Here is a 21,751-nt window from a genome sequence, read left to right on the forward strand (position 1 = left end):
CTGTCCCGATCAGTCGGCGATGGTCGCGGTGGACGCCGCCTGGGCGGTGGTCACCGGCTGCGACTCTTCACGCGGCTCGATGGTGATTTCGGTGTTCTGCGGCGTCACCGGCTGACCGGGCTGGGCCCGTTGCAGGCCGTTGACGATGACCCTGTCGTCGGGCGCCAGACCGGCGCGCACGACCCGCAGGCCGTCCACCGTCGGACCCAGCTGAACGGGCTTGCCAGCTACGACGCCGTCGGCGCCGACCACATAGACAAGGCGGCGCGGGCCGTCGGTGACGATGGCGGTCTCGGGCACCAGCAGGGCCTGATAGGCCTCCGAGCCGGCGACGCGGGCGTGGCCGAACATGCCGGGCGTCAGGAAGCCGTCGGCGTTGTTGACCACCGCACGCAAGCGGATGGTGCCGGACGAGGCGTCGATGGCGTTGTCGGTGAAGTCCACCGTACCGGACCAGCGATAGTCGCCCTCGTCCTGCAGCCGGATACGCACCGGGGCGCCGCCGCCGGAGCGGGCGTCGCGCTGGTACTTCAGCAGCAGGGCTTCGGAGCCCTCGAAGGTGAAGTGGATCGGTCCGCCCGACACGATGGTCGTCAGGACGTCGGCGGCCGACGATCCCCCGGCCACCAGATTGCCCACGTCCACCCGGCGGTCCGACACGCGGCCGGACGACGGCGCGGTGACGCGCGTGAACTCCAGATCCAGCTGGCGGGCGCGCACATTGGCCTGGGCGCTGGCGAGGGCGGCTTGCGCCTGACTGACGGCGGCGCGGGCGCTGTCGAACTCGGCCTGGGACACCGCCTGGGCCTCCAGCAGCCCTTCGGCGCGGGCGAACTCGGCGCGGGCCAGACCGGCCTGGGCCTCGGCCTGGGCGACCGAGGCGCGCGCGGCGGCCAGGGCGGCCTGGGCCGGGCGAGGGTCAAGGGTGAACAGAAGTTGGCCGCGCTGGACCATCTGGCCGTCGCGGAAGTGAACCGCCTGAATGTAGCCGCCCACCCGGGCGCGCACGTCCACCGTCTGAACCGCCTCGAAGCGGCCCACGAACTCGTCCCAGTCGGTGACCTGTCGAGCAAGGGGGGTGGCCACGGAAACGGTGGCGGCGGCCGGCGGGGCCTGACCCTCGGCGGGGTCTCCACAGCCGGAAAGGACGAGCAACGCAAAAGCGCTCGCGGCGATCACGCGGTACGGTCGCATGGGGGTCTTCTCCTGTCGGGACGGACCACGTATGCGATGGGGAGATCGCCGCGAGTCAACGTCTGATGACTTATTGCTCGCGATGCTCTATGTTTGTCAACACTCGTTGACTTGAAAAACAGCGACGCTTGTTTTTTCGCTGACCGGAGATTGGTTCTGACCGACTGTTCCGCAAGACCCCGAAACGCCGCGAACACGCGAGCGCGCATTCTGGACTCCGCGCGCGAGCTGTTCACCCATCAGGGCTATGAGGAGGTGGGGATGCGCGACATCGGCAGGGAGGCCGGGGTCGATGCGGCCCTGGTGTCCAGGTACTTCGGTTCGAAGGAAGACCTGTTCGCAGAGGTGCTCGGCTCATGCGGCAGCGCCAAGGACTGGTTCGAGGGTGACCGCGCCGACTTCGGCCGCGAGCTGGCCTACGAGCTGGTCTATGATCCGTCCGAGATGGACGACTGCAAGCTGGACGGGCTGCTGATCATGCTGCGCTCCATGGGGTCGGCCAAGGCGGCGGAGATCATCCGCCGGTCCACGTACGAGCGATTCTACGCCCCCTTCATCAAATGGCTGGGCGGCGAGGACGTGGAGGTCCGCTCGCGCATGGTGCTGGGGGTTCTGATGGGTATGGCCCTGAGCCGCGACATGGCCGGCGGCTACGGCCTGTCGGAAGAGGACACCGCCAAGCTGTGCGAGCGTCTGGCCGTGGTGTTCCAGAACTGCATCGATGGCGATTGCTGAAGCCCGACGCGAAAAAGCCGCCCCGGCGAACCGGGACGGCCTGATCGTTTCAGCAGACGTTCTGCTTTAGCGGCGCGGCGGCGGCGCGGGCAGCAGACCCTCGCGCTGGGCGCGCTTGCGGGCAAGCTTGCGGGCGCGGCGAACAGCCTCGGCCTTTTGACGGGCGCGCTTTTCCGACGGCTTTTCGTAATGCACGTGGCGCTTCATCTCACGGAAGCTGCCTTCGCGCTGCATCTTCTTCTTCAGGGCCTTGAGCGCCTGATCGACATTGTTGTCGCGAACGAAAATCTGAACCAGGGGTCTCTCTCCTTTGGCCGCCCGCCGCGTCCTTATCCAAGGGAGACGGGCGAACAAAAAACAATTTCTCGCGGAAGACGGGCTCCCGCAAGGAAGGCGTGCGGATACACGAACGGTTCGAGCCTGTCTAGGTTTCCGGTCCAAAGGACGCAGATTGTGATGCAGGCTCGCCACGCGCGCGGCCCGGGCGTATTCTGAACGCATGAACACGAGCACGAAACCCGACTGGGCTGACCGCATGGAGCAGGCGGTGCTGGACGCCGCCGTGGAGCGCGCCCGGGCGTTGGGCTGGAACCGCCGCCTGGTGCGCGCGGCCTGCGAGGCTAACGGCCTGTCGCGCGGGGACGAGGAGCTGCTGCTGCCCAACGGGCCGCGCGATCTGGCCGCCCTGCTGTCGCGCCGCCATGACGGCCGCGCGCTGGACGGTCTGTCTTCCGAGGGCCTGAAGATCCGCGAGCGAATCTTCGCCGGGGTCTCGGCCCGCATGGAGGCCGGGGCGGCGGATCTGGAGGCCACGAAACGGTGCGCCGGCTTCCTCGCCCTGCCTGCCAATGCCGATCTGGGCCTGGAGCTGGCGTGGGAGAGCGCCGACCGCATCTGGCGCTGGGCCGGCGACACGGCCACGGACGAGAATCACTATTCCAAACGCATGATCCTGTCGGGCATCCTGATCCCCGCCCTGACCCTGCGCTGGTTCGATGGCCGCGAGGCTGCCGAGGCCTTCGTCCAGCGCCGCATCGACAACGTCATGACCTTCGAGAAGTGGAAAGCCGGCAAGGACTTCGACGCCCCCCTGCGCAAGGCCACGGAGTGGCTGGGGCGGATGCGGTATCGAGGGTAGGGAGCTACGCCAGAACTATGTCGTCAGCTTACGGACTTGAGAGCACCACGGGGCTCGTTGGTGGTGAGACGGTTTAGTTCTTTGAGCGGGAAATTAAAGGTGAGATAGGGGCTGGTGTCGCTCTCAGCGAAGAAGCCTTCGATCTTGTCGAGCCACAACATCTTCGAATTGTCGCGCCATCCTGGACCCCCAGCCATCGCTACGGCGTCTATGAACTCGAAATGGCAGCGTTGAGAGACCTCGCTTATCGGCTGCGAGCTGAGGCTGCTGAATTTAGGACTGCGGGCGATTTCACGGGGAAGCTGGATTTGCTCGATGCCTTAGCCGCCTGGCTGGAGGAGCGTGCTGATTCAGCCTCGGTCAGCATATTTGGCATCTAACGGCTCGGTTACCGCGCGTCGGCAGGGAGACCTACAGCCCCCGCACCCGGTTCACATGCCCCATCTTCCGGCCCGGACGCGCCTCGCCCTTGCCGTACAGGTGCAGCCGCGCGGCGGGGTCGGCGGACAGGGCGGGCCAGTCGAGGACGTCCTCGCCCAGCAGATTGGTCATCTCCACCCGGGCCACCGCGTCGGTGGAGCCCAGCGGCCAGCCGGCGATGGCGCGGATGTGCTGTTCGAACTGGTCGCAGAGGCAGCCGTCCTGGGTCCAGTGGCCGGTGTTGTGCACCCGCGGGGCGATCTCGTTGACCAGCAGGGTCCCGTCCGCCAGCTCGAACAGCTCCACCCCGATGACGCCCACATAGGCCAGGCCGTCCAGAATGGCCTCGGCGATCTCGCGGGCGCGGGCGGCGGTGTCGGGGCGCACCTCGGCGGGGGCGAGGGTGGTGCGCAGGATGCCGTCGGCGTGGCGGTTTTCGCCCAGCGGATAGACGGCGATCTCGCCCTCCAGCCCGCGCGCGGCGATGATCGAAAGCTCGCGCACGAAGTCGGCCTTCGCCTCGAGAATCGCGGGCGCCCGCCCGATGGCCTCGAAGGCGGCTTCGGCCTCGTCGGCCGAGCGGACCCAGGCCTGGCCCTTGCCGTCATAGCCCTCGCGCCGGGTCTTGAGCAGGGCGGGCAGGCCGACGCGGGGCAGGGCGGCGGTGATGTCGGCGGCGGAATCGATGGAGGCGAAGTCCACTGTCGCGGCGCCCACGGCGTTCAGGAAGGTCTTTTCCGCCGAGCGGTCCTGCGCCACTGCCAGCGCCGTGGGGCCGGGCGCCACCGCCGCGCCGTTGACGGCCAGCAGGTCCACCGCCGCCGAGGGCACGTTCTCGAACTCGAAGGTCACCACGTCCGACGCCCGGCCCAGCGCCTCCAGCGCATCGGGATCGTCGAAGGGGGCGGTGATCTGCTGGCGCGACACCCGACCCGCCGGGCTTTCGGCCTGGGGGTCGAGGATCACCACGTCGAAGCCCAGCCGCGAGGCCGCCTGCGACAGCATCCGGCCCAACTGGCCGCCGCCGAGAATGCCGATGCTGGAGCCGGGAGCGAGGGGGAACTGCGCCATCAGTCCTCGACGGTCTCCGCGACCGAGGCGGTCAGGTCCGCGCGCCACCTGGCCAGACGTCCGGCCAGGGCCTCGTCCGACAGCGCCAGAATCTGGGCCGCCAGAAGCCCCGCATTGGTGGCCCCCGCCTCGCCGATGGCGAGGGTTCCCACCGGCACGCCGCCGGGCATCTGGACTATGGACAATAGGGAATCTAGGCCCTTCAGCGCCTTGGACTTCACCGGCACGCCCAGCACCGGCAGCTCGGTCATGGAGGCGACCATGCCCGGCAGGTGGGCCGCGCCGCCCGCGCCCGCGATGATGACCTTGAAGCCCTCGCCCCTGGCGCCGCGCGAGAAGGCGACCAGCCGGTCGGGGGTGCGGTGGGCCGAGACGACGCGCGCCTCCCAGGCCACATCCAGCGCGTCCAGCGCGTCGGCGGCGCACTTCATGGTGGGCCAGTCCGAACGGCTGCCCATCACGATGGCGACCAGGGGCGTAGAGCGGTCCATGAACCCTCCGGCGTCAAGGAAACAGCGGGCTTATAGGACCGGCGTTGCGCGAGCAACCGGGTGCGTTAGCATCACACCCGTAAACGGGGGTGAGTCGCGCCCCCGGCGGGGAGTTCGGGAGTGTCCGACGGTGGTCAGGGTCCGGTGAGCGGCGCGCTCGCGATCGACCTGGAAGGCGAGCTCCGGCGTCTGCGCGCGGAGGTCGAGGCCCTGCGCGCCCGCGCCGAGGCGGCCGAGGCAGCGGCGGACCACGATGTGCTGACGCCGGCCCTGAACCGGCGCGGGTTCATGGAGGCGCTGCACCGGACGCTGGCCTATTGCCGCCGCCACGATGTGCCCGCCGTGCTGCTGTATCTGGATCTGGACGGGTTCAAGGGCGTCAATGATACGCTGGGCCATCCCGCCGGGGACGCCGCGCTGAAGCGCGTGGCCGAGCTGATGCTGGCCAACTTGCGGGAAAGTGACGCCGTTGGCCGTCTGGGGGGCGACGAGTTCGCCCTGCTGCTGCTGAACGCCGGGGCCGACGAAGGCCGCGAAAAGGCCCGCCGCCTGCTGGAGGCCCTCAACGCCGACGGCTTCGAGTGGGACGGCGAGCGGGTGCCTCTCGGAGGATCGTTCGGCGTGCGCGCCTATGCGGGCCAGCCCGACGCCGAAACCTGGCTGGCCGAAGCCGACGCCGCCATGTGGGTGAAGAAAAAGAGCCGCTGACTCGCCCCGGACGCCGCGCCGCAGGGCGGAACGCCCTGATAACCGCTACGTTGGCTGACCGTGACCGATTCCCACTCCCGCCCGCGCGGCCGATCGCGCCGTTCCGTTCTGACCAGCCTCGGCATGCTAGGCCTGGGGGGCGCTGCGGCGTGGTGGGCGCGGGATAATCTGTTCTGGCCGGGACCGAGCGCGACCTTCGCCGAGGACGGGACCAGCGGCTGGCTGGCTTTCGCCACCGAGCACCGCCTGTTCGTCTCGACCCGCGCCATGATCAACGGGACGGCGGTGGACGCCCTGATCGACAGCGGCGCCCAGCGTTCGGTGGTGGACGCCAGCCTTGCGGAGGAACTGGACCTGCGTCGCCGCCTCAGCCCGCCCCAGATCGCCTATGGCCTGGGCGGCGGGGCGCAACTGGGCCATGCGGTCAGCGCCGACGTGCGGCTGGGTTGGATGACCCTGAGCGGTCTGACGGCGGGAGTTCTGGATCTGGGCCCGCTGGCGTCCAGCGGCCTGAACACCCGACTGATCCTCGGCTATGACGTGCTGAGCCGCATGGCGCTGGACATTGATTTCCCGCGCCGCCGCCTGCGTTTCGGACGCGACGAGGCCGCCGTGGCGCCGGCGGGGGCCCAGGTCCTGCCCGCCACGCGCGAGGGCCGGTCCCTGATGACCCAGGTCTCGCTGGAGGGCGCTGTGCTGGACGCGGTGGTGGACACCGGCGCCTCGCCCGCCCTGAGTCTGAACATGGAAGCCGCCGCCGCCGCCGGGCTGCTGGATGGGCGCGAGACCCGCGACGCCTCCAGCATCGTTCTGGGCGGCGTGCTGGCGGGCCAGGTGGTGACGGCCCGCACCCTGACCCTGGGTGAGCGCCTTTATGAAGACGTCGAGGTTCATGCCTATCCCCGCAGCGCCCTGCCGGGCGTGCCGGCGGTGCTGGCGGGCATGGGCCTGTTCCGCGACGACCGGCTGATCCTGGACATCGGCGCCGGGCGGATGCTGGTCCACTGATCCGGGAACGGCTTGGCGAAAGGCGCCTTATGATCACGCCATGCCGCCGTCAGCCCTGAAGCCCGAAGCCCTGCTGCGTCCCACGCCGAGAGGCCTGTGGTGCGAGCCGGGCGACTTCTACATCGACCCGCCGGGGCCCGTGGACCGGGCCGTCATCACCCATGGCCACGCGGACCATGCGCGGGCCGGGCACGGGTCGGTGCTGGCGACGCCCGAGACCCTGGCCATCATGGGCGAGCGCTACGGCAAGGATTTCGCGGGTCGGACCCAGGGTCTGGCCTATGGCGAGAGCACCGAGGTCAACGGCGTCTCGGTCGGGTTCGCCCCCGCAGGCCACGTGCTGGGCTCGGCCCAGGCGGTGCTGAGCCATCGGGGCCTGACCGTGGTGGCGTCCGGCGACTACAAGCGGCGGCGCGATCCCACCTGCGCCCTGTTCGAGCCGGTGCCCTGCGATGTGTTCATCACCGAGGCCACCTTCGGTCTGCCCGTGTTCCGCCATCCGCCCGACGCGGGCGAGATCGGCCATCTGCTCAAGTCCGTGACCCAGTTTCCCGACCGGGCCCATCTGGTCGGGGCCTACGCCCTGGGCAAGGCCCAGCGCGTCATCCGCCTTCTGCGCGAGGCCGGCTATGACGAGACGATCCATGTCCACGGGGCGCTGGAGCGGCTGAACCGGCTGTACGAGCATTACGGGGTGGATCTGGGGCCGCTGGCGCCCGCGACGGGATCGAAGGCGGACTTCGCGGGCAAGATCGTGTTGGCCCCGCCCTCGGCCATCGCGGATCGGTGGAGCCGGCGCTTTCCTGATCCGGTCACGGCCTTCGCCTCCGGCTGGATGCGGGTGCGGGCCCGCGCCCGGCAGCGGGGGGTGGAGCTGCCGCTGATCCTGTCGGACCACGCCGACTGGGACGAGTTGACCGACACCCTGACCGAACTGAGGCCCGATCAGGTCTGGATCACCCACGGGCGGGACGACGCCCTGTGCCGCTGGGCCGCGTTGAACGGCCTGAACGCCCGGGCCCTGCATCTGGTGGGCTATGAGGACGAGGACGACGAGGAAATGGGCGGCTCAGAGCCGGGCGGGGAGGGCGAGGCCTGATGCGCGCCTTCGCCACCCTGCTGGACCGGCTGTCCATGACGGCGTCGCGCAATGCCAAGCTGACCCTGATGCGCGACCATCTGGTGGACGCGCCGGACCCGGACCGGGGCTGGGCCCTGGCGGCGCTGACCGGGGCCCTGTCGTTCAAGGCCGCCAAGCCCGCCATGATCCGCCAGGCGGTGGAGGGCCGGGTCGATCCCGAGCTGTTCCGCCTGTCCTACGACTATGTGGGCGATCTGGCCGAGACCGTCGCCCTGATCTGGCCGGCGAAGCACGGCGCCAACCGCGAGCCGGGGCTGTCGGAGGTCATCGACGCCCTGACCCATGCGAAGCGGGGCGAGGTGCAGGCGCTGCTGGAGGGGTGGCTGGATGCGCTGGACGCCGACGGGCGCTGGGCCCTGCTGAAGCTGCTGACCGGCGGGCTGCGGGTGGGCGTCTCGGCGCGGCTGGCCTGGCAGGCGGCGGCGGACTTCGGCGGGGTCGCGGTGGCCGACATCCAGGAGGTCTGGCACGCCCAGGAACCGCCCTACGGCGACCTGTTCGCCTGGCTGGAGGGCAAGGCCGAGCGGCCCTCCGCCGACGCCCACGGCCGCTTCCGTCCTGTCATGCTGGCCCAGCCGCTGGACGAGGCGACCGACCTGCCGAAACTGGACCCCGCCGCCTACGCCGCCGAGTGGAAATGGGACGGCATCCGCGTGCAGGCGGTGTCCGAGGGCGGGGTGAAGCGGCTCTACAGCCGCACGGGCGAGGACATCTCCGGCGCCTTTCCCGATGTGCTGGAGGCCCTGACCTATGAGGGCGTGATCGATGGAGAGCTGCTGGTCATGCGCGACGGGCAGGTCGCCTCGTTCGGTGAACTGCAGCAACGGCTGAACCGGAAGACGGTGGATGCGAAGCTGGTGGCCGCCAATCCGGCGGGGGTGCGGGCTTACGACCTGCTGGCGGCGCACGGCGAGGATCTGCGCGGCCTGCCGTTCGCCGAGCGGCGGGCGCGGCTGGAGGCGTTCGTAACGGCGGCGGCGTCGGACCGCATCGACCTGTCGCCCATTCAGCCGTTCGGGACATGGGACGACCTCGCCGCCCTGCGCCTCGCGCCGCCGCCGGGCGACCCCGCTATCGCCGAAGGCCTGATGCTGAAACGTATGGACAGCGTCTATGAGGCCGGGCGCCCCAGGGGGCCGTGGTTCAAGTGGAAGCGCGATCCGCACCTGATCGACGCGGTGCTGATGTACGGCCAGCGCGGCCACGGCAAGCGGTCCAGCTTCTATTCCGACTACACCTTCGGCGTCTGGACCGAAGACGCGGACGGCGCCCACGTGCTGACCCCGGTGGGCAAGGCCTATTTCGGCTTCACCGACGAGGAGCTGAAGCTGCTGGACAAGTTCGTGCGCGACCACACCACCGACCGCTTCGGCCCCGTGCGCGCCGTGCGGGCGGACCGCGAGTTCGGCCTGGTGCTGGAGGTGGCGTTCGAGGGGCTGCAGCGGTCCAAACGCCACAAGTCCGGCGTCGCCATGCGCTTTCCCCGCATCAGCCGCATCCGCTGGGACAAGCCGTCGAAGGAGGCGGATGAACTGGCGACGCTGGAGCGGATGCTGGACTAGGCGCGGGTGCGGTCCCAGACGCCGAACTCGTGGGCGATGCACTGGGTGATCAGCTTGCGCCAGACGGGCTCGGCGATGGCGGGGGACAGGCCGGCCGCTTCCGACGCGGCCAGCACCTTCGCCACCACGTCCTCGATGCGCCAGTCGTCGTGGACCACGTCGCGGCTGGGCTTGATGCGCGCGGCGGCCTCCATGTAGCGCTGCCGCTCGGCCAGCAGGGTCACCAGCGCGCGGTCGAGGGCGTCGACGCCCTCGCGCACCTGCCTCATATCGGTGCAGTCTTCGGGCCGGGTGCGAGGGTCGATGGCGATGGGCGCGGTCATGGCCCCGGCTTTAGGGGAGGGCGCGGCGCCCGCCAAGCCCGGTCAGCCCACGAAGGCCCGTTCCAGCACGAAATCGCCGGGCTCGGCGTTGGAGCCTTCCCGCATGCCGTAGCCTTCCAGCAACTCGGCCGTCTCCTTGATCATGGCCATGGAGCCGCACAGCATCACGCGGTCCTTCGCCGGATCGAAGCCCTCTTCGAGACCCAGGTCGCGGAAATAGTCGCCCGAGCGGATGCGGTCGGTGATCCGGCCCGCATTGTGGAACGGCTCGCGCGTCACGGTGGGATAATAGGTAAGCTGGGCCTTCGCCTCATCGCCGATCAGCGGATCCTCGTGGATGCCGCCCTCGAAGAATTCGCGATAGGCCAGATCCTCGGCCTTGCGCACCGTGTGGGTCACGATCACCCGGCCGAAGCGGGAATAGGTTTCGGGCTCGCGCGCCACCGACAGCCAGGGCGCGAGACCCGTGCCCGTGCCGATCAGGTGCAGCCGCTCGCCCCCGGTAAGGGCGTCCAGCACCAGGGTGCCTGTGGGCTTCTTGCCCACCAGAACCGTGTCGCCGGGCTGGATCTTCTGCAGCCGTGAGGTGAGGGGGCCGTCGGCCACCTTGATGGAGAAGAACTCCAGCTCCTCGGCCCAGAAGGGGCTGGCCACCGAATAGGCGCGCACCAGCGGCTTGCCCGCCTCGGTGGGCAGGCCGATCATCACGAACTCGCCCGAGCGGAAGCGGAAATCCTCGGCGCGCGACAGGCCGAAGCTGAACAGCTGGTCGGTCCAGTGCCTGACCCACAGCACCTCGGTCTTGTGGTACGGGCTGGGCTTTGCGGGTTTCGCGGCGACGGCGAGGGTGTCGGTCATCGAAGGCTTTGCGCGGTTGCGGGAGAGTTGGACTTAAGCCCTTCGTGGCGGATGCGAAAGCTTGGCGGGCGCGACATTTTCTGCGGGGGACGGATACCCATTCTTATTCCCCATCGCCCGGGAAAGTGTTGTCACGGGGCGCTGAGCCGCTAGCTTGGCGGCCATGCGCACCCTGCTTCTGGCCTCGAGCCTGCTTATCGCCCCGCCCGCCTTCGCCCAGACTCAAGAGGTTTCGGCCATCGACTCGGCCGCCCCTGTTCTGACCCCCGAGCGTGTCTTCGCCGACCCCAGCCTGAACGGCCCGGTCGCCCGGGGGGTCAGCCTGTCGCCGGACGGGGAGCTGGTGGCCTTCCTGCGCTCGCGCGAGGACGACGTGAACACCCTGGACCTGTGGGCCGCGCCCACCGGTGAGGGCGAGCCCTACAAGCTGATCGACGCCCGGGCGCTGGTTCCGGACGCCGGAGAGCTGTCCGAGGCCGAGATCGCCCGGCGCGAACGCATGCGCATCAGCCAGCGCGGGGTGGTGGAGTATTCCTGGGACGAGCAGGGCCGCTACATCCTGGCCCCGCTGGAAGGCGACATCTTCCTGGCCGACCGCAACGGCGAGGTCCGCCGTCTGACCGAGACCGAGGGCGATGAGATCGACGCCAAGGTATCGCCGCAGGGCACTTGGGCCTCATGGGTGCGCGACCAGAACCTGTACATCCAGCCGCTGGCCGGCGGCGACGAGCGGGCGGTCACCACCGACGGCGACGGCCTGATCACCTGGGCCACGGCCGAGTTCATCGCCCAGGAAGAGATGGACCGGGACACCGGCTACTGGTGGAGCCCCGACGAGGCCCGCATCGCCCTGACCCGCGTGGACGAGAGCACCGTCGACGTGATCCCGCGTCTGGACATTCAGGGCGGCGGCGCCACGACGATCCAGCAACGCTACCCCCGCGCCGGGCGGCCCAACGCCATCGTCGACCTGTTCATCCACGACGTGGCCTCGGGCGAGCGGATCGAGGTGGATCTGGGCGAGAACGACGACATCTATCTGGCCCGTGTGAACTGGTCGGCCGACGGCAGTGCGCTGTATGTCCAGCGCCAGTCGCGGGACCAGCAGACCCTTGACCTGCTGGCCGTCGATCCCGCCACGGGCGAGAGCCGCGTCATCGTCACCCAGACCGACGACGCCTGGGTCGGCCTGACCCACGACTTCCGCGCGCTGGAGGACGGCCGTTTCGTCTGGTCCAGCGAGGAGGACGGCTGGCGCCATCTGTATCTTTACGAGGCCGACGGGACGCTGGTGCGCCAGATCACCGAGGGCGAATGGGCCGTGAAGTCCCTGGACGGGATCAACGGGGAGACGGGCGAGGTCTTCTTCACGGCGTCCTTTCAGATCGAGGACGGCGTTGCGCGCGAACTGCCCATCGAGCAGCGCCTGTGGCGCACCACCCTGGACGGCGGGGCGCTGACGCCCGTCACCTCCGACGGGGGCTGGTGGAGCGTGAGCATGAACGGGCCGGCCACGGCCTTCTTAGGGAACTATTCCGATCCGGCGACGCCGTCGCAGAGCGGCCTCTACAGCGCCGACGGGACCTTCGTCCGCTGGATCGAGGAGAACCGGCTGGGCGAGGATCATCCCTATCACCCCTATCTGGCGCGCCACCGCACCCCGGAGTATGGCGCGCTGGAGACGCCGGACGGGCATTCGCTGGTCTGGCAGATGACCACGCCGCCGGACTTCGATCCGTCACGGCGCTATCCGGCGGTGATCCAGGTCTACGGCGGGCCGTCGGGCGGCGGCGTGCGGCGGGGCTGGCAGCCCCTGACCACGCGGCTGCTGAACGAGGCGGGCTATGTGGTCTTCCGCATGGACAATCGGGGCGAGGGCTACCGGTCCGCCGCCTTCAAGCGCGCGCTCTATCTGCGCATGGGCACGGTGGAGGTCGAGGATCAGGTTCTGGGCGCCGAGTATCTGCGCAGCCTGCCATATGTGGACACAGACCGCATCTCGGCGGTGGGCTGGAGCTACGGCGGGTTCATGACCCTGCACATGCTGACCGAGCCGGAGATGGGTCTGGCCTCGGCCATTTCGGGGGCGCCCGTGACGGACTGGAGCCTGTACGACACCCATTACACCGAGCGCTTCATGTCCACGCCGCAGGACAACTCGGAAGGCTACGCCGCCTCGGACGTGGTGGATCAGCTGGACCGGCTGACCGGACGGCTGTTGCTGCTGCACGGCATGGCCGATGACAACGTCATCTTCGAGAACACCACCCGTGTGCTGAACGCGCTGCAGGAACAGAGCGTCCCCTTCGAGACCATGCTCTATCCCGGCCAGCGCCACGGCATCCGCGGCAACCCGCGCCAACTGCACCAGTGGCGCACCTATCTGGACTTCATGGACCGCACGATCGGGGAGCGGAGGGAGTGATGCGCAGGCACAAAGCCTGAGAGCAGCAAAGCCTGGTTTTCCAGGCGCCGGCTTTCCTGACCCGTGTCAACGATGACGAAGAGACCGCACCTCTGCTGTGGCCCGCAGCCTTGCCGCAGGAACCGGCGGTCAGCGTGGCCGTTAGGCGCTCGTGGAAAAACTGTTCATCCGGTTCGCCAGCGCTACGGCGCGCATCGCGGGACGACCGCTGACCTTCGCTCTTTGCCTGTTTGTGGTGCTGGTCTGGGCGGTGACGGGTCCGATCTTCGGCTTCAGCCAGACATGGCAGCTGGTCATCAATACCGGCACCACCATCGTCACCTTCCTGATGGTGTTCCTGATCCAGAATACCCAGAACCGCGACGCAGCGGCGATGCAGGCCAAGCTGGATGAGCTGGTCTACGCCAGCAAGGATGCAAGCAACCGTTTCATCGGTATCGAGCATCTGACGGACGCCGAGCTCGGGGAGATTTTGCGCGAGGTCGAGCAGCGGGCCATGGAGGTCCACAAGGCCCGCCGCCATCGCCAATCCCTGCAGGGGACCGCGAAATGAGCGCCGCGCTCTGGATCAATGTGCTCGGCACGGGCGCGGCCCTGTGCACCATCACCAGCTTCGTGCCGCAGATCATCAAGATCATCCGTGAGCGCGACGCCTCTTCGGTGTCCCTGCGCATGTATGCGCTGACGGTATGCGCCTTTCTGCTCTGGACCATCTACGGCGTCATGCTGGGCGCCTGGCCGCTGGTCGCGGCGAACAGCGTATCCCTGACGCTGGCGATCACGGCGCTGGTCTGCAAATGGCGGTTCCGGGATGGGGATCCGGAAGACTAGCTGAAGACGCCGGCCATGAGCCGTTCCAGACATTCGGCGTCCACGGCGTCAAAGGCGGCCTTTTCGGTCGCGTCCACGTCAAGCACGGCGATCAGGGCGCCGGACGCATCCAGAACCGGAATCACGATCTCGCTGGCCGAGCGCGGATCGCAGGCGATGTGGCCGGGGAAGGCGTGCACGTCCTCGACGATCTGGGTGCGGCGCTCGGCGGCCGCGGCCCCGCACACGCCACGCCCGAAGGCGATGCGCAGACACCCCAACGTGCCCTGATAGGGGCCGACCACCAGTTCGTCGCCGCGCGCCGGATCCACGACGTAGAAGCCCGTCCAGAAGAAGGTCGGAAACGCGTCCGCCAGCATCGACGACACGGTGGCCATGCGGGCCACGCGGTCGGGCTCGCCGTCCAGAACGGCCAGGATTTCGGCCTCCACCTCGGCATAGCGGGCGGCCTTGTCGGCGGGGCGATCGTCTCGGGCGGCGTAGGCCATGGGCTCTCCTGTTGCGCCCGGGATATAGGTCCACAGAAACCTTTGTGACAGCCCCTGGCTCCTCGTCTTTCACGCGAACAGCCAAGCCACTGATTCGCCTCAGGAACGCATAATTTCGCCATCATGCGGCAACGCTTGACCTCGCGTAGCGTTAACTTCTCGTTAACCTTGACAGATGGTTAACGTGACCGGATCGTCCCGGTCGAACAGGGTTATGCGCGGGCCGTCTGGGTCCTGAAGTCAGCGGGGCGTTATGGACGATCACGACCACCCTGAGTCCAGACGGCGAGGATTTGATCGGTTCAACCGCTCCGTCGGCGGCGGGCCGTTGCCGCTTATCGCGGCGGCGGTCGCGGTGGTTCTAGCCATCCTCGCCGCCCTCATGCTCTCCGGATTTGGCGACCGGGGGCTCAGGTTCTGGTCCCGCGGCGATCCGGCCTCGGCGGCCTGCCCACGCCCTGGTTCCGTGACGGGCTCCGAGTTCAACGATCAGGAGGCCGGTATTCGCCGCCTGCGTCGTCTGGCGTTCCGGGGGGACTTCTTCGCCCAGCTGGAACTGGGGGGGCGGTACGCCGCCGTGCGGGCCACCGATCGCAATCTGGAGGATCCCATCGAAAGCTCGGTCTGGTACGCCATGTCTTTGGCCAATACCGAGGGCTTTGCTCCGATCAACAGCGCGCGCCGCGCGGGCCTCGGCGCATGGCGGCCCCTGTCCGGCTACGACGACTGCCGCGCCTTTGAGCGCCGGGTGGCCTACCAGCGTCTGGACGCCCAGCTGTCGCGCATGACCCGCGAAGAGCAGGAAGAGGTGCGCGACCGGGTCATCTATGTGCTGTCGACCCAGGACGCGGACGGATACCGCACCCTGGCCCGTCTGCATGACGAGCTGTACGGTCCCTTCGGGGAGCCCATCGACAACCATCAGGCGCGCGAGGCGTGGGGGCACGGCGTGCGGCCCGGCGAGCCCCGGCGGGTGGGGCGCACCGGTCGCAACGCTGCGGTGAACCTGTTTCCCCGTAATGACGTGGACGCCTATCTCTACAACTATCTGGCGGTGCAGACCGGCGACGTGGGCGCCTATGTGCTGCTGCGCGACTTCGAGGCCTCGACGCCGGCCCGGTCGCGCTACGGCGCCTTCGTGGAGGCCAAGGCCCGCCAGTGGGTGCCGCCATACGAGTTCTATCCCAACGAGGCCCCCCGCTCGGGCGTGCCCCATTCGGATGAAAGCCGGTCGCGCGGGGACGCCTATGACTATGCCCTGACGCGGATCACCGAGCTGCCCTTCGTCCATGTGGGCCGGGCCCTGCGCTATCTGGGGGTGACCGACACGGTCGCCTCGGCGCCCAACGCCCTGTCGAAGCGTCAGGTGGAGACGCTGGAGGCCATGCTGGGCCATCCCATGGAGGGGCGGCTGTCCTATCAGGAGCGGCTGCGCGCCATCCAGCTGGCGGCGGTCAACGGCTCGTCCGAGGCCCAGCTGGTGCTGGCGGTGATGTATGCGGAGGGGGTCGGGGTGCCGGCCGATTACGCCCGCTCGTTCCACTGGTTCCAGCAGGCCGATCGTCAGGGCTCGCCCGAGGCCAAGTTCGCCATGTCCAGCTACTTCGCCCTCGGCGTGGCAGGGGTGGCCGATCAGGACAAGGCCGAGGCCGTGGTCTACCGCATCGAATCCGCGCTGTCGGGCTTCACCCCGTCGGCGTCCCGCCTGCAGGCCGTCCTGGCCCAGGTCTCGCGCGCGCAAAGCCGATAGAGGCGCTGGAAATGAAAAAGCCCATCTTCACCCCCGCCCGCGTCACCCTCGCCGCCGCTGTTTCGGGCATGGCCCTGATCGGTCTGGCGGGTCTGGCGGACGGCCCGGCCAGCGCCCAGACCGCCGCCAAGGTGGAAAGCCAAACCCGGCCCAATTTCGGCATCCTGCTGGACCCGCCCACCCGCACCCGGGCCCGGCCACAGCGCCGCTGGAGCTATGGCGATCACCGCCGTCGCTGGGATCACGGCTATGGACGCGGCCTTGGCTATCCGCCCCCGCCTGTGGCCAGCGAGCAGGTGGTGCTGATCGACTGCGGCGGCAATCCCGGCTCGGGCGCGCTGGAGAATGCGGTGGCCCGCGTGGCGCCGGGCGGGACCCTGATCATCCGCGGTCGCGCAGGCGCCTGCGTGGGCTGGATGAACATCGACAAGCCCATGACCATCATGGGCGACGCCGGCTTCGACCGCCGCGACTGGGACCGGTCGCCGTCGGCCACCATCCAGGCACCGGACGGCCTGCCCTGCATGACGGTGGCGCAAGGGGTGCGGGTCGAGGTGCGCGACATCGTGTTTGAATCCCGCAACGCCGGGGAGGCGGCCTGTGTGGTGGGTTACGGCGCCCAGATGATCTTCGACCGCACCGGCTTCCGCCACGGCGGCGACGAGCCGGCCATCTATGCGGACGGCGGGGCGCTGGACATCCGCAACAGCGTCATCGAGGCCCACACCATCGCCCCGGCCATCGTCGCCGACGGCGCGGGGGTCACGGTCTATGAGGTGGACATCACCCACGCCCAGGCGGGCATGGAGCTGATCCCCGGCCCCGGCCAGACCGCCCGGCTGACCCGCGTGTCCATGAAGGGCACCGAGGCGCCGAACAATTTCGGCCCCCGCTCCATCGGCCTGATGGTCCGTTCGGGCCGCGACTACGGCCGGGTCATCGTCGAGGGCTCGCGCATCTGCGGCTATGTGGAGGGCGTGGCCATCGAGGGCGTCTCGGTGGAGGTGCGCGATAGCCGCATCTGCCGCGCCGACAAGGGCGTGGTCCTCTATAATGGCGAGCTCGTGCTCACCAACAGCCGGGTGCGCGCTGACACCCTCGGCGTCGCCGCCGCCTCAGGCCGCGCGGTCATTACCGACAATGTCTTTGCGGGCGTGCGCCAACTGGTCTTCGCCGAGGACCGGGCGTCGGTCGAGGAGAACGGCAACCGGGTCTGGTCGCGCCACGACATCTGTCGTCCCCAGTTCCAGCCCCGCTACCGCGACCGCTACGCCTTCGCCCCGGCCCGGGGCCAGTCCTGGCAGTGCCAGTACGACCCCTATCCCCGCGACTGGTGGTCCCAGGACGACGGCTGGTACGGCGATCCCTATCAGGACTACGCCTACGGTCTGGACGGCTGGGATCGCTACAATCAGGGCTACGGCTGGTACGACCAGAACGGCCGCTACACCTACGACGACCGCTATGTCGGAGACAGCCGCTGGAACCGGGGCGGCCGCCGCGGCATCTGGTAGACGTCAGGCGAGCGCGCGCCCGGCCAGCCCCGCAGCGTCGTCCACCCGCGTCCCTGCCGCCTTGCGCTCGGAATAGCGGTCCACCAGCCCCTGCGCGTGGGGCCGGGTCAGGACGGTGAAGCGGACCAGCTCCTCCATCACGTCCACGATGCGGTCGTAATAGGCCGAGGGCTTCATGCGCCCCGCCTCGTCGAACTCCTGCCAGGCCTTGGCCACGCTGGACTGGTTGGGGATGGTGATCATGCGCATCCACCGGCCCAGCAGCCGCATGGTGTTGACCGCATTGAAGGACTGGGAGCCGCCTGACACCTGCATGACCGCCAGAGTCCGCCCTTGCGTGGGGCGCACCCCGCCCATGCTCAGCGGGATATGGTCGATCTGCAGCTTCATCAGGCCTGACATCTGGCCGTGCCGCTCGGGGCTGGACCAGACCATGCCCTCGGACCACAGGGCGTGTTCGCGCAGTTCGTGCACCGCCGGGTGGTCGTCGTCGGCGATCTGGTCGGTCAGGGGCAGGTCGGACGGGTCGAAGATGCGGGTCTCGCAGCCCATCAGTTGCAACAGCCGCGCGGCCTCCTCCGCCGCCAGCCGCGAATAGGACCGCTCGCGCAGGGAGCCGTACAGCAGCAGGATGCGCGGCGGATGATCCATCGGCCCCAGATCCAGCGCCGGCCGCGTGTGCAGGTAGTCCGGGTCGAGCGCGGGCAGGTGGTCCGGGTCGGGCAGGGGGCGCAGGCGTTCCATCAGCGCGCCTCCTTCGGCGGGGCCGTGTCGGGGAACCAGCGGCGGCCCATCCACAGGGCGACCGAGACCAGCAGGATCAGCACCGGCACCTCCACCAGCGGGCCGATCACGGCGGCGAAGGCGACCGGGCTGGCCAGGCCGAAGGCGGCGATGGCCACGGCGATGGCGAGCTCGAAATTGTTCGAGGCGGCGGTGAAGGCCAGGGCGGTGGTGCGCGGATAGTCCGCCTCGATCAGCTTGCCCATCAGGAAGCTGGCCACGAACATGACCAGAAAATAGATGGTTAGCGGCACGGCGATGCGCAGGGCGTCGAGCGGCAGGGCCGCCACGTCGGAGCCCTTCAGGCTGAACATGGCCAGGATGGTGAACAGCAGGGCGATCAGGGTGATCGGCCCGATGCGCGGGATGAAGCGGGTCTCGTACCAGTCCTGGCCCTTGCGGGCGACCAGCACGCGCCGGGTCAGGTATCCGCCGAGGAAGGGCACGCCCAGATAGATCAGCACGGCCCCGGCGATGGTCCAGATGCTGATGTCGATGACGCTGCCCTCAATCCCGAAAACGGGCGGCAGGACGGTCAGGAACAGCCAGGCGTAGACACTGAAGAACAGGATCTGGAACACCGAGTTGAACGCCACCAGCCCGGCCACATACTGGTTGTCGCCGCGCGCCAGCTGGTTCCAGACCAGCACCATGGCGATGCACCGGGCCAGGCCGATCAGGATGACCCCGGTCATGTACTCCGGATAGTCGCGCAGGAAGATCACCGCCAGGGCGAACATCAGCACCGGCCCCAGCACCCAGTTCTGGAAGAGGGACAGGGCCAGCACCCGCTTGTCGGCGAACACGCGGGGCAGGGCCTCGTATTTCACCCGCGCCAGCGGCGGGTACATCATCAGGATCAGGCCGATGGCGATGGGGATGTTGGTGGTGCCCACCGACAGGCTTTCCAGCCAGACGGGCAGGCCGGGGATCAGCGATCCCAGCGCCACGCCCGCCAGCATCGCGGCGAAGATCCACAGGGTCAGCCAGCGGTCGAGGAACGACAGGCGGCGTGGCGGGCCCTTGTCCTGAACGACGGTGTCCACCATCAGCGCACCCGGTTTCCTGCGTCGTCGATGATCACCTCGCCGTCTTCCTTGACGAAGGGCTTCAGGGCCACGCCGGGCAACAGATCCAGCACCGCCTCGGACGGGCGGCACAGCTTCACCCCCGCGGGTGTGACCACGATGGGGCGGTTCAGCAGGACGGGGTGCGCCTCCACGGCGTCCAGTAACTGGTCGTCGCTGAGGGTCTCGTCGTCCAGCCCCAGCTCGGCCCAAGGCGTGCCCTTCTGGCGCAGCACGTCGCGCAGTGGCACGCCCATGCGGGCGACCATGTCGGCGACCATGGCGCGGGCGGGCGGGGTCTTCAGATACTCCACCACATGGGGCTCGATCCCCAGATGCCGGATCAGGTCCAGGGTGTTGCGCGAGGTCCCGCAGGCTGGGTTGTGATAGATGACAATGTCCATGATCAGTCCGTTATTTTGGGAGGCTGATTTCCGGCATCGGTGGAATCGCGAGGCGCTTCCCCCTCAACCGATCAGGCTCCTAGACAGGGATTCAGTTCGGCCACGAGCGGCCGGCAAAGATCGGCGCGTCCGCCACAGCAGTCCTTGAGCAGATAGAGCACCAGCCCGGTCACGCGCTCAAAGGTCGCCCGATAGATTACGGAGCGCCCGCGCCGCTCGCCCCGCACCAGACCGGCGTGGGACAGCACGTTCAGGTGGGCCGACAGGGTGTTGGCGGGCACCGCGAGCGCCTCGGCCAGATCGCCCGCCGCCAGCCCCTCGGGCTCGTGGTGCACCAGCAGGCGAAACGCCTCCAGCCGCGTGGGCTGGCCCAGAGCGGCCAGGGCGGCGAGGGCGTCTTCAGATTCCATGTTTCCAGAATAGTGGAATCAATACGACTCGCAAGGCCCCTGTCGGGGCCACGTTCTCCGGCGGAGCGGACGCCCCCCTATGCCCCCAAGGCCTGGTAGAGGGTCACGGCGTTGCGGAGGCGCTCGAGCCGGTTGTCCATCAGGGCGATTTCAGACGACCGGCGGCGCTCCTGGCTATCCAGCAGGTCGCGCAGGGCCGTCTCACCCGCCCGGTAGCGCACCTCGTTGATCTGTTCGGCGCGGCGGGCGGCGTCCAGCGCGCCGTCAAGACGCTCGCCCTGAACGGCCAGCTGGGCGCGGGCGGAGAGTGCGTTCTCGACTTCGGCCAAGGCAGTGGCGAGAGTCTGACGAAACTGGGCCCCTGCTTCCTCGTAAGCGGCCTGCATGCGGGCGTTGGTCAGGCGCATCTCCATGACGTCAAGGAAAGGCAGCGACAGAGACGCAGCCACCGTTCCGGCGGGATTGGATAACAACTGGCTCAGTGTTGTGCTGGCGCCGCCGAGGGAGCCGGTCAGGTTGATCGACGGATAGAAGCCGGCGCGAACGGCGTCCGTTTCGGCCAGACTGGCGCGCAGCCGGGTTTCCGCTGCGCGGAGATCGGGTCGGCGGGCCAGAACGTGGGCCGGAATCCCGGCCCTGACGTCCGGCAGCGCGAAGACATGGAGATCACCGGGTTCATTCCACATCTCTGCGCCGTCGCCGGCGCCCAGCAGCACGCCGAGGGCGGTCAGGGTTTCAACGCGCTGCTGGCTGGCCTGGGACAACGCCGCTTGCTGGGACAGGACGGTCTGACGCGCTTCCTGGACCGCCAGCTGCGACTCGGCCCCGGCGGCGTAGCGCGCGCCGACCAGATCCTGGACCTGCAGGGCGTAGTCCAGGCTGTCCCGCGCATAGTCCAGACGTTCGTTGAGGTAGGCGAGCTGGAGATAGAGTTCGGTCGTCGTCCCGATCAGCGCCAGGCGGGTCGCCAGATAGTCTTCCTCGGAGGCCACGGCTTGCCAGTCCGCTGCGTTCGCGAGCGCCGCGAGGCGTCCCCACAGGTCGACCTCGTAGGATAGACTGACTCCCGTGGAATAGCTCTCCGTGACGGAGCCGCCATCCAGATCTCGACTGGCGCTGGCCGAGATCTGGGCTCCGGGTTGCGGCCACTGGTCGCTCCGGGCGAGCCCCGCCTGCAGACGAGCCTGCCGGACCCGAAGCGACGCGGCGGCGAGATCGTTATTGAGAACGAGAACGTCCCGGACAATGGCATTGAGCCCGGGCTCGCCGAACTCACGCCACCACTCCACGGAGGTCTCGGCGCCGGGATTCGTCTCTCCATAGGTCCAGGCGGGCTGGACCGGGGCGGCCGGCGACTCATAGGGAGTATGGATCGCCGCGCAGCCTGACAGCAGGGCGGCGATGGCGGCAAGAGTGATCGAGCTTCGCAT

23 protein-coding genes are annotated in these 21,751 nt (G+C 68.9%); 11 read left to right on the plus strand and 12 right to left on the minus strand.

Annotated elements, in window-relative coordinates; all coding sequences use genetic code 11:
- Positions 1-9 precede the first annotated feature (9 nt).
- Positions 10-1,194, minus strand: a complete 1,185-nt coding sequence (locus ACK4SE_RS00810) for an efflux RND transporter periplasmic adaptor subunit (RefSeq protein ID WP_409687332.1) — start codon at positions 1,192-1,194, stop codon at positions 10-12.
- Positions 1,195-1,344: 150 nt separating this feature from the next.
- On the opposite strand from ACK4SE_RS00810, the gene ACK4SE_RS00815 reads away from it, so the two are divergent.
- Positions 1,345-1,929, plus strand: coding sequence for a TetR family transcriptional regulator (locus ACK4SE_RS00815; RefSeq protein WP_409687335.1), 585 nt, complete (start codon positions 1,345-1,347; stop codon positions 1,927-1,929).
- 66 nt (positions 1,930-1,995) lie between these two features.
- On the opposite strand, the gene rpsU is transcribed toward ACK4SE_RS00815, so the two are convergent.
- A complete protein-coding gene (gene rpsU / locus ACK4SE_RS00820; RefSeq protein ID WP_148291571.1) occupies positions 1,996-2,226 on the minus strand; it encodes a 30S ribosomal protein S21 in 231 nt (76 codons plus the stop codon).
- 202 nt (positions 2,227-2,428) lie between these two features.
- Between rpsU and ACK4SE_RS00825 the strand changes: the two genes are divergently transcribed.
- The gene (locus ACK4SE_RS00825) at positions 2,429-3,067 is read left to right on the plus strand and encodes a COQ9 family protein (protein WP_409687338.1); all 639 of its coding nucleotides are present in this window, start codon (positions 2,429-2,431) and stop codon (positions 3,065-3,067) included.
- 411 nt (positions 3,068-3,478) lie between these two features.
- On the opposite strand, the gene ACK4SE_RS00830 is transcribed toward ACK4SE_RS00825, so the two are convergent.
- The gene (locus tag ACK4SE_RS00830) at positions 3,479-4,558 is read right to left on the minus strand and encodes a 5-(carboxyamino)imidazole ribonucleotide synthase (protein ID WP_409687341.1); all 1,080 of its coding nucleotides are present in this window, start codon (positions 4,556-4,558) and stop codon (positions 3,479-3,481) included.
- Positions 4,558-5,049, minus strand: coding sequence for a 5-(carboxyamino)imidazole ribonucleotide mutase (gene purE / locus ACK4SE_RS00835; protein ID WP_409687344.1), 492 nt, complete (start codon positions 5,047-5,049; stop codon positions 4,558-4,560). Before purE ends, ACK4SE_RS00830 begins: the two co-directional genes overlap by 1 nt.
- A gap of 120 nt (positions 5,050-5,169) precedes the next feature.
- Between purE and ACK4SE_RS00840 the strand changes: the two genes are divergently transcribed.
- Genes ACK4SE_RS00840 through ACK4SE_RS00855 form a run of 4 tightly spaced genes read left to right on the plus strand, consistent with a single transcriptional unit; the run spans position 5,170 to position 9,468 of the window.
- Positions 5,170-5,757 carry a GGDEF domain-containing protein gene (locus ACK4SE_RS00840; protein ID WP_409687346.1) on the plus strand — a complete coding sequence of 196 codons (588 nt, stop codon included), beginning with the start codon at positions 5,170-5,172 and terminating at the stop codon, positions 5,755-5,757.
- 60 nt (positions 5,758-5,817) lie between these two features.
- A complete protein-coding gene (locus ACK4SE_RS00845) occupies positions 5,818-6,765 on the plus strand; it encodes an aspartyl protease family protein (RefSeq protein WP_409687349.1) in 948 nt (315 codons plus the stop codon).
- Positions 6,766-6,805: 40 nt separating this feature from the next.
- Positions 6,806-7,864 carry a ligase-associated DNA damage response exonuclease gene (locus ACK4SE_RS00850; RefSeq protein WP_409687352.1) on the plus strand — a complete coding sequence of 353 codons (1,059 nt, stop codon included), beginning with the start codon at positions 6,806-6,808 and terminating at the stop codon, positions 7,862-7,864.
- On the plus strand, positions 7,864-9,468 hold the full coding sequence (locus ACK4SE_RS00855; RefSeq protein ID WP_409687355.1) for a cisplatin damage response ATP-dependent DNA ligase: 1,605 nt from the start codon (positions 7,864-7,866) through the stop codon (positions 9,466-9,468). The genes ACK4SE_RS00850 and ACK4SE_RS00855 overlap by 1 nt, the downstream gene beginning before the upstream one ends.
- On the opposite strand, the gene ACK4SE_RS00860 is transcribed toward ACK4SE_RS00855, so the two are convergent.
- Positions 9,465-9,791: a chorismate mutase gene (locus ACK4SE_RS00860; protein WP_409687359.1), complete on the minus strand. Its 327-nt coding sequence runs from the start codon at positions 9,789-9,791 to the stop codon at positions 9,465-9,467. The two genes, ACK4SE_RS00855 and ACK4SE_RS00860, sit on opposite strands and share 4 nt — an antisense overlap.
- Positions 9,792-9,833: 42 nt before the next feature.
- Entirely contained in the window at positions 9,834-10,649 is an 816-nt protein-coding gene (locus tag ACK4SE_RS00865; RefSeq protein ID WP_409687361.1) for a ferredoxin--NADP reductase, read from the minus strand.
- A 163-nt stretch (positions 10,650-10,812) separates the two neighbouring features.
- Here ACK4SE_RS00865 and ACK4SE_RS00870 point away from each other — a divergent pair, with 163 nt between their 5' ends.
- The 3 genes from ACK4SE_RS00870 (at position 10,813) to ACK4SE_RS00880 (ending at position 13,905) form a co-directional block, all read left to right on the plus strand.
- Complete coding sequence (locus ACK4SE_RS00870; RefSeq protein WP_409687364.1) at positions 10,813-13,074, plus strand: S9 family peptidase; 2,262 nt, start codon at positions 10,813-10,815, stop codon at positions 13,072-13,074.
- 151 nt (positions 13,075-13,225) lie between these two features.
- On the plus strand, positions 13,226-13,627 hold the full coding sequence (locus ACK4SE_RS00875) for a low affinity iron permease family protein (protein WP_409687366.1): 402 nt from the start codon (positions 13,226-13,228) through the stop codon (positions 13,625-13,627).
- Positions 13,624-13,905 carry a SemiSWEET family sugar transporter gene (locus ACK4SE_RS00880; protein ID WP_409687369.1) on the plus strand — a complete coding sequence of 94 codons (282 nt, stop codon included), beginning with the start codon at positions 13,624-13,626 and terminating at the stop codon, positions 13,903-13,905. Before ACK4SE_RS00875 ends, ACK4SE_RS00880 begins: the two co-directional genes overlap by 4 nt.
- Here ACK4SE_RS00880 and ACK4SE_RS00885 read toward each other — a convergent pair.
- Complete coding sequence (locus ACK4SE_RS00885; RefSeq protein ID WP_409687372.1) at positions 13,902-14,393, minus strand: GAF domain-containing protein; 492 nt, start codon at positions 14,391-14,393, stop codon at positions 13,902-13,904. The two genes, ACK4SE_RS00880 and ACK4SE_RS00885, sit on opposite strands and share 4 nt — an antisense overlap.
- A gap of 253 nt (positions 14,394-14,646) precedes the next feature.
- On the opposite strand from ACK4SE_RS00885, the gene ACK4SE_RS00890 reads away from it, so the two are divergent.
- Positions 14,647-16,143, plus strand: a complete 1,497-nt coding sequence (locus ACK4SE_RS00890; RefSeq protein ID WP_409687375.1) for a tetratricopeptide repeat protein — start codon at positions 14,647-14,649, stop codon at positions 16,141-16,143.
- Positions 16,144-16,154: 11 nt separating this feature from the next.
- Complete coding sequence (locus ACK4SE_RS00895; RefSeq protein WP_409687378.1) at positions 16,155-17,657, plus strand: hypothetical protein; 1,503 nt, start codon at positions 16,155-16,157, stop codon at positions 17,655-17,657.
- Positions 17,658-17,660: 3 nt separating this feature from the next.
- Here ACK4SE_RS00895 and arsH read toward each other — a convergent pair whose 3' ends face one another.
- The 5 genes from arsH to ACK4SE_RS00920 form a co-directional block, all read right to left on the minus strand.
- Positions 17,661-18,401 (minus strand): arsenical resistance protein ArsH, encoded by a 741-nt coding sequence (gene arsH, locus ACK4SE_RS00900; RefSeq protein WP_409687381.1) that lies wholly within the window; start codon positions 18,399-18,401, stop codon positions 17,661-17,663.
- Entirely contained in the window at positions 18,401-19,489 is a 1,089-nt protein-coding gene (gene arsB, locus ACK4SE_RS00905) for an ACR3 family arsenite efflux transporter (protein ID WP_409687384.1), read from the minus strand. The genes arsH and arsB overlap by 1 nt, the downstream gene beginning before the upstream one ends.
- Positions 19,489-19,911: an arsenate reductase (glutaredoxin) gene (arsC, locus tag ACK4SE_RS00910; protein WP_409687387.1), complete on the minus strand. Its 423-nt coding sequence runs from the start codon at positions 19,909-19,911 to the stop codon at positions 19,489-19,491. The genes arsB and arsC overlap by 1 nt, the downstream gene beginning before the upstream one ends.
- Positions 19,912-19,982: 71 nt before the next feature.
- On the minus strand, positions 19,983-20,321 hold the full coding sequence (locus ACK4SE_RS00915; RefSeq protein ID WP_409687390.1) for an ArsR/SmtB family transcription factor: 339 nt from the start codon (positions 20,319-20,321) through the stop codon (positions 19,983-19,985).
- A gap of 77 nt (positions 20,322-20,398) precedes the next feature.
- Positions 20,399-21,751 carry an efflux transporter outer membrane subunit gene (locus tag ACK4SE_RS00920; protein ID WP_409687393.1) on the minus strand — a complete coding sequence of 451 codons (1,353 nt, stop codon included), beginning with the start codon at positions 21,749-21,751 and terminating at the stop codon, positions 20,399-20,401.

The organism is Brevundimonas sp. (assembly GCF_046293315.1).
GTDB lineage: Bacteria > Pseudomonadota > Alphaproteobacteria > Caulobacterales > Caulobacteraceae > Brevundimonas.